A 13,612-nucleotide genomic window follows, 5' to 3' on the forward strand; every position below is an offset into this window, starting at 1 on the left:
TCAGTTCACCACTCCGGTCATGACGGCGACGGGTACGGAGACGAAGCCCAGGGTCAGCACCAGGGCGAGGACGTTCGCGGTGGTCTTCAGGGCGCGGTCGCGGGTGCGGCTGCCGGCGCCGAGGGTCTGGGCGGCGCTCCAGAAGCCGTGCCGGACGTGCAGACCGAGCGCGAGCACCGCGACGATGTAGACGGCGTTGCCGTACCAGGTGGAGAAGGTGTCGATCACGTTCTGGTACGGGTGGCCGGCCTCGAAACCGCCCGGGTGGACGGTGCCGGTCGTCAGGTCGAGGAGGTGCCAGACGATGAACAGGCCGAGGATGACGCCGCCCCAGCGCATGGTGCGGGTCGCGTAGCTCGCCCCGCGCTTCCTGTGGACGTACTTGTCCGGCCGGGCTTTGATGTCGCGGCGGCTGAGCTGGTAGGCGGCTGTGGCGTGGGCGACGACCGCGGCGACGAGGACCACGCGGACGATCCACAGGGCCCACTCGTGGTGCAGGAAGGGCTCGCCGAGGGTGCGCAGCCAGTGCGCGTAGCCGTTGAACTCGTCGGAGCCGAAGAAGATCTTGAGGTTGCCGAGCATGTGGACGACCAGGTACGCCAGCATTATCAGTCCGCTGACGGCCATCACCGTCTTCTTGCCGAGGGAGCTGTCCCACACCGAGCGCGCCAGAGACGGTTTTCGTTCCGGCCGTTCCCGCTGTTCCGCCCGTTCCGTCCGCGTTGCCAGAGCCATGCCCATGACGCTAGAACCGCGTCACCCCATCGGTCCAAGACATGAAACAGCTTGATTCGATAGCCGGAAACTATCGTCTCGTATCGTGGAGGCATGCAGTTCCAGCAGCTCCAGTACTTTGTGGCAGTGGCGGAGACCAGACATTTCACCCGGGCCGCCGAGCTGGTCCACGTGGCGCAGCCGTCGCTCTCGCAGCAGATCAAGGCGCTGGAACGGGAGTTGGGGGCGGACCTCTTCCAGCGGGCACGCGGCAACATCACCCTCACGGATGCCGGTGAGGCGCTGCTGCCGCTGGCCCGGCGCATCCTCGCCGACACGGACACCGCCCGGCACGAGGTGCAGGAGCTGGTCCAGCTGCGCCGGGGCCGGGTCCGGCTCGGCGCGACCCCGAGCCTGTGCACGGGGCTGCTGCCCGACGTGCTGCGCGCCTTCCACGACCGCTACCCCGGCATCCGGCTGCTGATCGAGGAGGGCGGCTCCCACGACCTGGTCCGCCTGCTGGCCCGGGGCGCTCTCGACCTGGCCCTGGTCGTCCTGCCCCTCCCCACGCCCTCCCCCGCTCTGACCACGGTGGAGCTGCTGCGTGAGGATCTGGTCGTGGTCTCCTCGCCGGACGCGCCGAGGCCCGGCAACGGCCGTCGTACCGTCCGCGTCCTCGACCTGGAGGGCGAGCGTCTGGTGATGTTCCGCCACGGCTACGACCTGCGGGAACTCACAGTGGCCGCATGCCGCTCCGCCGGGTTCGAGCCGGACTTCGCGGTGGAGGGCGGCGAGATGGACGCGGTGCTTGGCTTCGTCCGGGCGGGCCTCGGCGTCGCCGTCGTCCCCCGGATGGTCGCCACCCGCTCCGGCCGGGGCCTGCGGGTCACCCCGCTGGCCCGGCCCGGCCTGCACCGCACGATCGCCCTGGCCCACCGCAGCGATGTGGCTCCGCCGAGGGCCGCGAGGGAGTTGCAGCGGATGTTGGTCGAACGGTGAGCGTGTGCTTGTCGGTCCCGATCGCGCCGTTGGCCCGAGCGCCGCTTCGGTCTGCGGGTTCACTGTGGCTGATCGCGCCCAGGCGGCGGAGCCGCACATCGATACGGCCCCGCGCCCCTCAAGGGCGCGCTGCACGCCCCGGCGGCTGAAGACAACCCCCTATCCCGCCGCGTCCACCAGCGCCAGTTCGTGCAGCCGCTCGGGCGGGCCCGGGCGGGCGTAGTACCAGCCCTGGGCCGTGTCGCAGCCCAGAATCCGCAACTGTTCGGCCTGGGCGCCGGTTTCGACGCCCTCGACGGTGACCGCGAGGTCGAGGCTGTGGGCGAGGGAGACGATGCCCTCGACGATCTTCAGGTCGACGGGGTCGGCGGGGAACTGCTGCATGCTCTGGGTGAAGGACCGGTCCAGCTTCAGGACCCGGACCGGCAGTCGGCGGAGGTTGGCGAGGTTGGAGTAGCCGGTGCCGAAGTCGTCGAGGGCGATGTCGACGCCCATCTCGGAGAGCCTGCGCAGGGGTTTGAGCAGGTCGTCGTCGGCGCCGATCAGGGCGGACTCGGTGACCTCCAGGCAGAGGGCGTCCGGTTGGAGTCCGGCGCGCTCCAGGATGTCCACCGTGTCCTGGACCAGCCCGGGGTGGGTCAGCTGGCACGGGGAGAGGTTGACGTTGACGCGCAGCGGACCCGTCGCTCCTGTTCCGCCGTACCGTTCCTGCCACGCGCGGGCCTGGCGTACCGACTGCTCCAGGACCCAGCGGCCCAGCGGCACGATCAGGCCGGTGCGCTCGGCGAGCGGGATGAAGCGGTCGGGGCCGAGGACGCCGTGTTGCGGGTGCAGCCAGCGGACCAGGGCCTCGGCGCCGCGCACAGTCCCGTCGCCCAGGTGGACCAGCGGCTGGTACTCGATGAAGAACTCGCCCCGGTCCAGCGCGGCGGGCAGCGCGGTGGTGAGCCCGTGCCGGGTGATGGCGCGGGCGTCGGCCTCGGCGTCGGCCATCTCGTAGCGGTTGCCGCCCGCCGACTTGGCCCGGTACATCGTGATGTCGGCGCTGCGCAGTACCTCCGCCGGGCCGCGCTCCCCCGCCGGGCCCTCGACGATGCCGATGCTGCCGCGGACCAGCAGTTCCCGGCCTTCGATGCGGACCGGGGTGACCAGCGCGTTCATGATGCGGTCGGCGAGTTCGTCGACCTCGCGTTCGGTGTCGGTACCGGTGGTCAGCGCCACGAACTCGTCGCCGCCGAGCCGGGCGACCATCTCGCCGGGCGCGGTCGCGCAGGACTGCAGCCGGTCGGCGACCTCGACGAGCAGCCGGTCGCCGGCCGCGTGTCCGAGGCTGTCGTTGATGGTCTTGAAGCCGTCGAGGTCGAGGTAGCAGAGGCCGAAGCGCTGGCCGTCGCCCGCCGCGAGGGCCTTCTCCAGGCGCTCGAAGAACAGGGTGCGGTTGGGCAGTCCGGTGAGCGCGTCGTGGGTGGCCTCGTAGCGGAGGCGGAGGTTGAGCAGCCGACGCTCGGTGGTGTCCTCCATGAGGGCCAGCTGGTACTGGGGCCGGCCGTCGGCGTCACGCAGCAGGGACACCGTCAGGTTGGTCCACAGGACCGTGCCGTCAGGTCGGTGGAACGCCTTTTCGGTGTGGTAGTGCTCGCGGTCGCCGCGGACCAGCTCCTCGTAGAGGCGCCACACCTGGGGCGCGTCCTCGGTGTGCTTCCACTGGGGGACGCGGCGCCCGCGCATCGACTGCTCGGTGACCCCGAACATGCGCAGCAGAGCCCCGTTGACCTGGAGGATGTTGCCTTCGAGGTCGGCGATGCCGATGCCTATGGCGGCGCCCTCGAACACCGCGCGGAACCGGGCCTCGGTCGCGTGCAGCGCCAGGGCGACCGCTCCCTGGGCCTCCAGCGCCGCGCGGGCGATCGCCTCCTGCTCGGCCAGCGTCCGCTGCCGCAGCGCCTCGGCGAAGCCGGCGGCCATCGCGGACTGCAGCCGCGCGGCACGGGCCCGCAGATCCTCCTGGGGTCCGTCGCCGCCGCAGTAGAGCACCAGATAGGCGTCGACACAGTCCAGGGTCTGGCCGAGCGCCTCGGGTTCGGTGCAGTGCGCCTCGACGAGGGCGGCTCCGACGGCCTTGCCCGCCTCGGCGTCGTACGTCCTGGCCCGCAGCGCCTCGCTCAGCCTGCGGGCCAGCGGCAGCAGTTGTACCTCGAACTCGGGGCGGGTCAGCGACGTGGAGGTGACGGGGAAGACCGCGCGGCTCCAGATCGTCGCGAACCGGCGGAGTCTGTCCTCCGGCCCGTCCGGCTCCGCCCTCACGCCTTGGTCCCCACGCCGGCGAACCCTGAGAAGGCGTACGGATCCTCGTCCTCGGGAGCCGTGTCGGGCCGCCACTTCGCCGTCGGCACCAGTCCGGGTTCCACCATGTCGTACCCCTCGAAGAACCGCGCGATCTCACCGCGAGAGCGCATGATCAGCGGATTGCGAATGTCCTTGTACACGTCCACCGCGCCCTCGGTCCGCTCCCGGGGGAGCGGAATTCCCTCGTATGAGGCATGCGAGACGATGAGTAAGCTGCCGGGCGCGAGCGCGTCACGCAGCTCGGCCACCGCTCCGTACGGGTCGTCCGTGTCCTCCACGAAGTGCAGTATGGCAACCAGAAGCAGGGCGACCGGCCGGTTCAGGTCGATCAGTCGCTCGACGTGGGGGCTCGTGAGGATGTCGAGGGGCTTGCGGAGGTCGGCCGCGACCACGTCCGCGTCGTCGTTCCCCTCCAGAATCGCCTGGCTGTGTGCTACGGCGACCGGGTCGTGGTCGACGTGGACGACCCGCGCGCCGGGGCTGGCGTGCTGGGCGGTGTCGTGCACGTTTCCGAAGGTGGGGATCCCGGATCCGACGTCCAGGAACTGGGTGATGCCCGAGTCGGCCGCATAGCGCACGGCGCGGCGCGTGAACGCCCGGTTCGCCTGCATGATCTTGGGCAGGCCCGGCACGAACTCCATGGCTCTGCGGGCCGCTTCCCGGTCGACCTCGAAGTTGCGCGAACCGCCCAGGTAGTAGTCGTGCATGCGCGCCACGGACGGCATCGAGATGTCGATGCTCCACGGCGCCCAGGCGGGACGCTCCATCTGTGTTCTCCAACGCGTCGGTGTGGCGTAGGCGATCCGGTGTTCGAGCTGAGGCTACTGATCGCCCGCCGAAGGAGCGAGTGAAAACGGAAATTGACCGTCCGTTCAAGTCCACTGCCGATGGCACATGCCCAACCGTCGCCCCGACCATGCCTGTTCGGGGCCGAACGTTGCCGCCGCCCCGGCAACACCGTGCCCGGACACCCCTGTTCGGCGGTGTCCGGGCATGCCAAGCGGTCCGCCCCCTCCGTGCGGTGCGGAGGGGGCGGACCTGGATCGGCCGCGCGGATGTGGTGCGTCCGGCACTCTTCTCTCGTCCACTCCCTTCCGCGTGCGGTTTTCTGAGTGGCGAGGCGACCCACCCTGGGGAAGGTGATCCTTACTTCTGCGCGCCGATCGGCTCTCCGTCGCCGTTGATGGCGAACCAGGTACCGCCGACACCCTGGCCGTTGGTGTCACCGGGGGACTTGTCGTTGGCGAAGGTGTAGAGCGGGATGCAGTTGATGGTCTGCTGCTTGAATCCGTCGGGACGGTCGAAGACCGTGTAGCCCTTCAGCAGGATGCCCTTGGTGTCGTTCTTGTCGACCGGGGCGACGACGGGCCACTTGTCGAGGCAGGCGCCGGTGCACTTGGTCGACATCGGCCACTGGGTGTCCTTGAGGAACCGGTAGACCGTCATGCCGTTCTTGTCGACGACGATCTCGCCGAGCTTGGCGTCGTTGCGGGTGGTCAGGCCGGCCTGCTCGACCGCCTCGCCACCGGTGCCGCCCGTACCGCCCGTGCCACCGCCGGAACCGCCCGTGGTGGAGGCCTTCTTGCCGTTGGGGGCCGAGGCGAACCATGCGCCCTTGAGGCCCTGGCCCTTGATGTCACCGGCCTTGGTGTCCTTGGCGAAGTAGTACATGGGCCAGCCGGCGACCGTCAGCTGCTTGGTGCCGTCGGGACGGCTGACCTCGCCGAGCAGGGCCTTGTCGACACCCTCGGCGGCGGTGGCGCCAGAGGCGGGCACCGGCGGCCAGGTGGTGGCGCACTCGCCCTCACAGGTCGTCTTCGGCGGCTCGAAAGAGTCCTTGTCGAAGCGGTACAGGGTGCGACCGGCGCTGTCCGTGAGGACCTTGCCGTACTCGTCGCTGTTCCACACGGTCAGCTGACCCGCTGAGGCCGCCGTGGTGGACTGGGCCTGGTCCGAGGTACCGGAACCGGCCGCGCCGGCGCCGGCCGTACCGGTTCCGGTGCCCGCGATGGTGCCGGCACCGAGCGTCGGGGTGGAAGCCGCGCCCACGTTCTGTGAGGACGTCGACCCCTGTTCCTGACCGCACGCCGTCGTCAGCACCAGTACAGCCGCAGCTGTCGCCACGAGTGAGGCGCTCCGCCAGGAGGTCTTCATTCCAACTCCCCGTATATCCGGTGGGTGTTTGCAGCGCCCTAGTGCGCCGCTTGCTGGCCCTAAGTACGGGCTGGAGTGGCTGATGTGTTCAACGCTGCGCGAATTTCTTTCCGGAGCCTGTGGCGCGGTTCGCGGCGTCAGCCTGCGGAGGCATCGAACGAAGAGTCAGCGTGAGGCACCCGCAGTCAAACCTTCGGGGCCCGTTCTTCCCTCTTTTGGAGCAATCCGTACGGGCTCCCGCGTGCGCGGGCGCACGAGCACGGATGATCTCCGACGTGCAAGGACCCCAGCGGACCCGATCCGCTCTCGCCCTACGGCTGTCGGCCCTGCTCGCACTGACCTGGCTCCTCACCGGAGCACCGAGCGGCACGGCGGTCGCCGACGCCTGCGCGTACGCCGACGTCGGCCCGGACGGCGGCGGCGCGGTCGCCGTGGCGATCGGGGGCACCGAGTCCTGCGAGCCGGTGCCGCCGACCCCCACGCCCACACCGACCCCCTCGCCGACCCCTACGCCGTGGTGCCCACCGGAGCCGACGCCCACCCCGGACCCTCCACCCACTCCGACACCGAAGCCCACACCCACCCCGGATCCGACTCCGGACCCCCCGCCCGCTCCGAAGCCGCCCCCCACCCCGCCCCCGAGGCCCGCGCCACCGCCACCACCGCCGCCGCCCGTCACCGAGGCGCCCCGGCCCGTCTCCCGCCCGGCCCCCACCCCGAAGCCGAAACGCGAGCCGAGCGCCCGCCCCGAGGTCTCGCCGACCCCGGTGAGTTATCCGCCGCACCGGGCGCCGTCGCACTCGGCGGCCAAGCTCTCCGGTCCGTCCCTCGTCTCGCTGGCCCTGCTCGTCACCGTGCCCGCGGTGTTCGCCGCCGCCGCCCTGCGTCCGCGCTGACCCCTGGAGGAACCTCTTGTCGGAATGGCTTGTTCTCACCCTCGCGATGGGGGCGGCCTGTCTGGTCGTCCTCATCGTGGCCGTAGTACGGCATCACGCCGCACCCGCGGACGAGGACCCGTCCGAGACCCCGGACGTCATCGAGTACATCACCATGATGATCGGCGTGGTGTACGCCATCGTGCTGGGCCTGGCCATCGCCGGTGTCTGGGAGGCCCGCAGCGTCGCCCAGGACCAGGTCCAGACGGAGGCGCAGGCCCTGCACGAGATCAGTGAGCGGGTGCGGGTGTACCCCGAGGACGTGCGCGACCGTATCCGCGGCGACATCGACGCCTACGTCGATCACGTCGTCTCCACCGAGTGGAAGGTCATGGCCGAGAAGGGCGAGGTGACCGAGCGCGGCACCGAACTCTTCGAGACCGTCCGCCACGACGTCACCGACTACGAGCCGCGCAGCGACTTCGAGGCGCAGACCTACCAGCCACTGCTCGACCAGGTCTCCACGGCCGACGCCGCGCGCGGCAGCCGCGCGGACGCCTCCGGCGAGACGATGCCCGGCGTGGTGTGGTTCGGCCTGATCATCGGCGCCGTCGTGACGGTCGGCATGGTGTTCGCCCTGCAGATCCGGCGTACACCGCGCGAGCTGATCCTCGCCGGTCTGTTCTCCGCCCTCATCGCGTTCCTGCTGTTCCTCGTCTGGGACTTCGACGCGCCCTACAGCCGGGGCCTCTCGGCCACGGCGGACCCGTTCCTGACCCTGTTCCCGAACGCGGGCGGGTGACGGTCCTTCAAGCCCGGTCGCGCGGCCGGGGGACGAGCGCCACGCAGCGCCCGTTCCCCGGCCGTACGTATGCCGTTCCCCTGTGCGGAGCACACGCTTGCCCCATTCGCGCGACTGCGATCGCGCCACCGGGCGCGCCTTCTTAGCGTTTCGGTTGTCGAGGTGCATTTCATGCGCAGGCGGAATCGGTCCGCGGCAGGCTCCTCGGAGACCCGGAGGCTCACCATGCGCGCGATACGCGTCGCTTCGGCCGCTCTGCTGGGCGTGACCGCCCTCTCGCTCACCGCTCCCACCGCGCACGCGGCACGGGCCGGCGACATCACGTCGTTCGGCTTCGGCGTCGCGCCCTCGACCATCGCCGCCGGCGGTCAGGTGATCCTGCGCGTCAACGGCTGCCATCACAGGACGACCGTCTCCTCGGGCGTCTTCGACACCGTCACCATCCCCCGGGGCCAGTCCTCGGCCACGGCGACCGTCGACTGGGACGCCAGACCCGGCACGGTGTACGAGGTGTCGTTCCAGTGCGGCAACGAGAGCGGGCAAACCGATCTCACCATCGCTTCCTCCCACCCCACGCATCACCCCACCCACCTCCCCACCCGGGGCTCCCACGCCGGGGCCGGCGGCACCCTCGCGGGCTTCGACCTCCACGAGATCGGCCTCGGCGCCGCGCTCGTCGCGGGTTCGCTGGTCGCGGCCTGGCGCTGGTCGCGCCGCCGCACCGAGGACTCCAGCCACACCTGACCGCCGTTTCTGGCCGCACCGCCGCACAGCCCTTCGCCCCGGACCCTCACGGGTTCCGGGGCAAAGGGCTGTGCGGCGTACCAAGAAGGGCTGGGCGGCGTACCAAAATGTTCCCGGACTCAGATCTTGTTCTCCGCGCGGCGGCGCATCCAGAACACACCACCGCCGACGACCGCGGCCGTCACCAGTCCGCCGCCGATCGCGATGTCGGTCGACGTCACCCCGGTGGAGCTGCCGCCGCCGAGACCGCCGCGGACACCGCCGATGACGGTGAAGACGCCGGTGAACGTCTTGCGCTTGCCCTCACACTTGGTGGTGACGCTGTACGAGCCGGGGCTGGCGGCGGCGTTGACCCGCACCGTGGCGGTGGCGGTCGTGCCGCCCATGGAGGTGAGGTTGGTGGTGGGGAAGGCGTTCGAGCTGATGGTGCTGCCGGCGATCGCGCACGCGTCACCGCCGCTGACGCTGAGAACGAGCTGCCCGCCGGGGGCGATGGCATTGGGGGCGGCCGTGACCGAGCTCGGCTGGTCCCAGGCGCCGGCCGTCGGCGCGGCGACGCCGACCAGAGCGACCGCGGCGGCCGAGGCCGCCAGGACACGAGTAGTACGCATGTGATCCTCCGCGGAAGACGCCCCGGGTCCCGTCCCCGGTCGATCGGCGAGAAAACGCCTCCCAGAAAGACCCTCAGATGCCCTGCGCGAGGCCGCATTTCGGCGATGGTCCGTCCTGGTGAGGGGACACGCCGGGATATCTCCGCATGATCGGATATCGCCGCAGGTCACGGACCGTCAGAAAATTCCTCCGGGCGGCGACTCGGATGGCGCAGGACTCCCCCTCACCGCCACCCGTTCGCACCCTGCCCCGTCGCATTCGCCGTGCGGCACGCTTAGCTTTTCCGTATGCGCGACGGACACGGCGACGGCCGGGTCGAGAGGGGATGGCGAATGTCTTCGTCCGGACCGGCCGAGGCCGAATGGGAGGAGCGGCGGAAGAAGCGCGCTCCGTGGGGCGTGATAGCGCTTGTTCTGCTGACCGGTCTCGCTCTGATCCGGAACGGCTCGGGAGAGTTCGACGTGGGCCCGCCGCAGCCCGCGTCCGCGGCGGCCGCCGACAGCCGCAGCACGCCGCACGGCACCTTCGGCAACGTCCCCGACCCGCTGCCGTACGCCATGGTCGACCGGGTGCGGATCCCCTCGATCCGGGTCGACGCGCCGGCCATGCCCGTCGGGCTGGACACACAGGGTTGGGTGGACGCGCCGCCGGCCCGGGATCCGAACCTCGCGGGCTGGTTCACCGGCGCGGTCTCCCCCGGCGAGAAGGGCACGGCCGTCGTCGTCGGCCACGTCGACAACAATCAGGGCCCCGCCGTGTTCTACGGGCTCGGAGCGCTGAAGAAGGGCGGCAAGGTCGAGATCCTGCGCGCGGACAGAAAGACCGCCGTGTTCGAGATCTACGGCATCGAGGTCTTCGCGAAGAACAACTTCCCGGGCGACCGGGTCTACGGGAACAGCGGAATTCCCGAATTGCGGGTCATCACCTGCGGAGGCGGGTTCTCCAAGCAGAACGGTTACGACGGAAACGTCGTCGTGTTCGCCCGCCTGGTCGAGGTTCGCTGAGCGTTCCCCGGCCGGGCGGGCGTAATCCCGGGAATCCCGTCAGACGTATTTCCGCCGGGGCACGGTGATGCGATAGCCGGAGTCCAGCAGGCCGGGCAGGTAGTCGCGCAGCGCCCGTACGCTCTGCGAGCGGTCGCCGCCCGCGTCGTGGGAGAGCACGACGACGCCGGGGCCCGCTCCGTCCTCCACGCGCTCGGTGATGGTGTGCGCGCCGGGCGTCCGCCAGTCGAGGGTGTCCAGGGTCCAGCCCAGCGGCTCCATGCCGAGTTCGGCTCCGAACCGGAACACGGCCCGGTTCCAGGCTCCGAACGGGGCGCGGAACCACAGCGGCGGTTCGCCGTACGCCTTCTCGATGATCTCGCTGGTGCGGGCCATCTCGGAATGGACCCTGGCCCGGGAGATGGTGGTGAGCCGCGGATGGGACCAGGTGTGGTTGCCGACGACATGGCCGTCGTCGGCCATCTCCCGCAGCAGGTCCTGGTGCTGGACCGCCATCTCGCCGCACACGAAGAACATCGCCCGGACGTCGTGGCCACGGAGGGTGCGCAGGATGTCCGGGGTGTAGCGGGGGTCGGGGCCGTCGTCGAAGGTCAGCACCATGCTGCGGCCTCGCCCGTCCACCCGCATGAACGGCTCGCGCCGGACGGCGGGCGGGACGAGGGTGCGGGGCCGGGTGGGCGGCCCGTACCCGGTGAGAGGGCGGAGACGGTAGGAGGAGGGCTTGAGCGCCGGGCGGTCTCCCGGGCCCGCCGCCGGGCCGGGAGAGCCGGTCGGTGCCGGACCGGAGGCTCCGTCGCCGACGAGCAGAGCGGCTGTGCCCGCCGTGCCGGCCGCGCCCAGGAGGGCGGCGACGCCCGTCAACAGGTGGCGACGCGTGAACATCTGATCCTTCGTCATGACTCATGAGTCGACCAAGGCGGGGACGGCGCACCACCACGACACCGGTGCGGCGGCATGGAAACACCTGAAGGGAGTAGTGGTCCGCGCCGGGCGCCCACGACGGACGCCCGGCGCACGCCGGAGCCCGGGTGCTCGGATAGCCTCGCGAACGTGACCGATCAGCAAGCACACCGGTTCGAACGGGGCACCGACGGGCCCAAGGTCGTCCTCGTCGGGCTGGACGGCTCCGACACCTCCCTGCGGGCGGTGTCGTACGCCGTCGGCCTGGCCCGCCGCCAGCACGCGCTGCTCGCGATCGTGTACGTGCAGCCCCTGCTGGCGGCCGGTGCGGCGCTCGGCGTGCCCGTGGCGGGGACGACCGACGAGATCGCCGAGCAGCTGGTCGCGGAGATCCGGGAGGCCGCCGAGCAGGTCAAGGGCGTCTTCGAGGTGCGCTGGGAGTTCCACACCTTCCGCGGCGACCCGTACAACGGCCTGGTGACGGCGGCGGAGAAGCTCAAGGCGGACGCGGTCGTGGTGGGCGCCTCCCAGCAGGCCGGCCACCGCATCGTCGGCTCGGTGGCCCTGCGCCTGGTGAAGGCGGGCCGCTGGCCGGTGACGGTGGTGCCGTAGCTCCCGCGGGGTCGAGGGCGGCCCTGGGGAGCGCGCACGGCGGCTACCGTCCCACGACCGGCCCGTCCTGCGCCGCGCCCCGGCGGAGGACGACGTCCCGGATGCGGTCGCGTGCGGCGGTGACGTGAACACCGGGTAGCCGCCGTGGTCGCCCGCAGCCGCCGTCCGGCTCCGTCAACCGTCTCCATGACAGATCGCCAGATCGGCCTCGGACACCACGGGTTGCACACCCGCGAGCATCGGCCCGAAGTCGTATCCGAACGCCACCCGCATCCGGGTAACCTGGTCGAACTTCAGTACTAGTCGGCATGAATCACCATACAGAGGTACATACCAGTCAAGTAGGCACACCGGCGCACCGGCGCACTGTGGGCCCGCACGGCGGCAGACCGTTCGTCGCACCGTTCGCCGACAGGTTCGACCGCCCGCCGCACACCCGTGACCGGCCCCTGTCCACGCGCAGCGCCCCGCGTTCCCATACGGCCATGACGGCCGGAACCACGATCACCAGAGGGACGACCGCCGAACACGAGCTGGCCGAGCTCCAGCGCGAACACGGCCGCCCCCTCTTCGCCCTGCTGCTGCGGCTCTCCGACGGGGACCGCCATCGCGCCGAGGACCTGGTGCAGGAGACCTTCGTGCGCGCCTGGCAACACCCCGAGGCGCTGCGCGCCGACGACTTCGACTCCGTACGCCCCTGGCTGCTCACCGTCGGGCGGCGGCTCGCCATAGACGCGCGGCGGGCCCGGCAGGCGCGCCCCGCCGAGGTGGGGGACGCGGTGCTGGAGAACGCCCGTGTGATGGCCGATCACGCCGAAAGGTCGGTGGCGAGCCTCGATGTGCGGGAAGCTGTGAAGACACTCACTCCCGAGCACCGCGAAGTACTGGTGCAGGTGTACTTCCAGGGGGCGAGTGTGGCGGAAGCCGCGGAGGCCCTCGGGATCCCGCCCGGTACGGTGAAGTCCCGCGCGTACTACGCGCTGCGCGCCCTGCGCCGGGTGCTTCCCGGATACGCGGCCGACCTGCGGTGAAACCCATGGCCGAGTCAAACCTCCGTAAAGCGCCTTGCTGAGGACCCCGGTTGAGCAATCAGCTGTCTTCTATCCGTGTTCCGGATGGGGGCCGGAGCCTGGTCTCCAGGCCCGGGGTCGGGCGACGCGCACGCACCGGAGGAAGGCAGGAAGGGATGCTGCACAGAGGTCAAGAGAGCACGGACGGCGCCGGCGGCGGCGAACTGTCCGTCCCGATGGCGTGGTTCTATGCCGAGTACATCGCGGAGGAGCTGCTGCGGACGGGCGACCTGATGCCGCCGACGTCCTTCGAGTTCCGCGCGGGGCGGGACGCCCTGGCGCTGACCATCTTCCTCGCGGACGCGGGCGGTGAGCTCTCCGGCATCCGGGTCGTGACCCAGCTGGAGACCTGGCTGTCGCTGACGGCGTACGACCAGCCGTGGCAGGACTGGGTGTGCGAGCGCATGGCGTACTTCACCACCGAGGCGCTGGAGACGGGCGGCCCGTCACCGGACCTGGAGCTGGCCACCGCGGCATGGCGCTGGCTGGAGGACACGGAGCTGCTCGCACCCGACCTGGACGCGGTGCCGGGTGGCGGCGCGGTCCTCGGCGAGGACGACGGCCCAAAGGTCTGGACGCCGGCCTGGCGGCTCGGTCTGCCGCTGGGGCACTTGGCGATCCATCTCTTCTAGCGCCGACACCCCGTGTTCAGGTGACGGCCGTCCGGCTGTCGCGGCCTCGGTGAACCAAGATTTTCGGTCCTGGACCAATCCGCGCGGCGGAGGGCTCCGAATCTTTTGGTTGGCATTGGTCGTGGGGCTTGAGTGATTCGCCGGTCTG

14 protein-coding genes are annotated in these 13,612 nt (G+C 70.8%); 8 read left to right on the top strand and 6 right to left on the bottom strand.

Annotated features, from left to right (window positions below; all coding sequences use genetic code 11):
• Nucleotides 1-672 (bottom strand): succinate dehydrogenase, encoded by a 672-nt coding sequence (locus OG622_RS08190; protein ID WP_371584033.1) that lies wholly within the window; start codon nucleotides 670-672, stop codon nucleotides 1-3.
• 156 nt (nucleotides 673-828) lie between these two features.
• Between OG622_RS08190 and OG622_RS08195 the strand changes: the two genes are divergently transcribed.
• Nucleotides 829-1,713: a LysR family transcriptional regulator gene (locus OG622_RS08195; RefSeq protein WP_371574414.1), complete on the top strand. Its 885-nt coding sequence runs from the start codon at nucleotides 829-831 to the stop codon at nucleotides 1,711-1,713.
• Nucleotides 1,714-1,872: 159 nt separating this feature from the next.
• Here the strand turns inward: OG622_RS08195 and OG622_RS08200 are convergent, their stop codons facing one another.
• From OG622_RS08200 to OG622_RS08210, 3 genes are all read right to left on the bottom strand, one after another.
• A complete protein-coding gene (locus OG622_RS08200; protein WP_371574416.1) occupies nucleotides 1,873-4,017 on the bottom strand; it encodes a putative bifunctional diguanylate cyclase/phosphodiesterase in 2,145 nt (714 codons plus the stop codon).
• A complete protein-coding gene (locus tag OG622_RS08205; RefSeq protein WP_371574418.1) occupies nucleotides 4,014-4,826 on the bottom strand; it encodes an SAM-dependent methyltransferase in 813 nt (270 codons plus the stop codon). Before OG622_RS08205 ends, OG622_RS08200 begins: the two co-directional genes overlap by 4 nt.
• Nucleotides 4,827-5,205: 379 nt before the next feature.
• Nucleotides 5,206-6,213, bottom strand: a complete 1,008-nt coding sequence (locus tag OG622_RS08210) for an SCO0930 family lipoprotein (RefSeq protein ID WP_371574420.1) — start codon at nucleotides 6,211-6,213, stop codon at nucleotides 5,206-5,208.
• A 275-nt stretch (nucleotides 6,214-6,488) separates the two neighbouring features.
• On the opposite strand from OG622_RS08210, the gene OG622_RS08215 reads away from it, so the two are divergent.
• The 3 genes from OG622_RS08215 (at nucleotide 6,489) to OG622_RS08225 (ending at nucleotide 8,634) form a co-directional block, all read left to right on the top strand.
• Entirely contained in the window at nucleotides 6,489-7,109 is a 621-nt protein-coding gene (locus OG622_RS08215) for a hypothetical protein (protein ID WP_371574421.1), read from the top strand.
• Nucleotides 7,110-7,125: 16 nt separating this feature from the next.
• Nucleotides 7,126-7,890: a hypothetical protein gene (locus OG622_RS08220; RefSeq protein WP_371574423.1), complete on the top strand. Its 765-nt coding sequence runs from the start codon at nucleotides 7,126-7,128 to the stop codon at nucleotides 7,888-7,890.
• Between the two features lie 225 nt (nucleotides 7,891-8,115).
• Nucleotides 8,116-8,634 (top strand): hypothetical protein, encoded by a 519-nt coding sequence (locus tag OG622_RS08225; protein ID WP_371574425.1) that lies wholly within the window; start codon nucleotides 8,116-8,118, stop codon nucleotides 8,632-8,634.
• A 119-nt stretch (nucleotides 8,635-8,753) separates the two neighbouring features.
• Here OG622_RS08225 and OG622_RS08230 read toward each other — a convergent pair whose 3' ends face one another.
• Nucleotides 8,754-9,245: a hypothetical protein gene (locus OG622_RS08230; RefSeq protein WP_371574427.1), complete on the bottom strand. Its 492-nt coding sequence runs from the start codon at nucleotides 9,243-9,245 to the stop codon at nucleotides 8,754-8,756.
• 333 nt (nucleotides 9,246-9,578) lie between these two features.
• Between OG622_RS08230 and OG622_RS08235 the strand changes: the two genes are divergently transcribed.
• Nucleotides 9,579-10,250 carry a class F sortase gene (locus tag OG622_RS08235; RefSeq protein ID WP_371574428.1) on the top strand — a complete coding sequence of 224 codons (672 nt, stop codon included), beginning with the start codon at nucleotides 9,579-9,581 and terminating at the stop codon, nucleotides 10,248-10,250.
• A gap of 39 nt (nucleotides 10,251-10,289) precedes the next feature.
• On the opposite strand, the gene OG622_RS08240 is transcribed toward OG622_RS08235, so the two are convergent.
• A complete protein-coding gene (locus tag OG622_RS08240; protein ID WP_371574430.1) occupies nucleotides 10,290-11,147 on the bottom strand; it encodes a polysaccharide deacetylase family protein in 858 nt (285 codons plus the stop codon).
• 153 nt (nucleotides 11,148-11,300) lie between these two features.
• Between OG622_RS08240 and OG622_RS08245 the strand changes: the two genes are divergently transcribed.
• The 3 genes from OG622_RS08245 (at nucleotide 11,301) to OG622_RS08255 (ending at nucleotide 13,464) form a co-directional block, all read left to right on the top strand.
• Complete coding sequence (locus OG622_RS08245; RefSeq protein ID WP_371574431.1) at nucleotides 11,301-11,762, top strand: universal stress protein; 462 nt, start codon at nucleotides 11,301-11,303, stop codon at nucleotides 11,760-11,762.
• A gap of 485 nt (nucleotides 11,763-12,247) precedes the next feature.
• Nucleotides 12,248-12,793, top strand: coding sequence for a sigma-70 family RNA polymerase sigma factor (locus tag OG622_RS08250; RefSeq protein WP_371574433.1), 546 nt, complete (start codon nucleotides 12,248-12,250; stop codon nucleotides 12,791-12,793).
• A gap of 155 nt (nucleotides 12,794-12,948) precedes the next feature.
• Nucleotides 12,949-13,464, top strand: a complete 516-nt coding sequence (locus OG622_RS08255) for a hypothetical protein (RefSeq protein WP_371574435.1) — start codon at nucleotides 12,949-12,951, stop codon at nucleotides 13,462-13,464.
• The last annotated feature ends 148 nt before the right edge of the window (nucleotides 13,465-13,612 follow it).

Origin of the sequence: Streptomyces sp. NBC_01314, assembly GCF_041435215.1 — a bacterium.
In the GTDB taxonomy this organism is placed as follows: domain Bacteria; phylum Actinomycetota; class Actinomycetes; order Streptomycetales; family Streptomycetaceae; genus Streptomyces.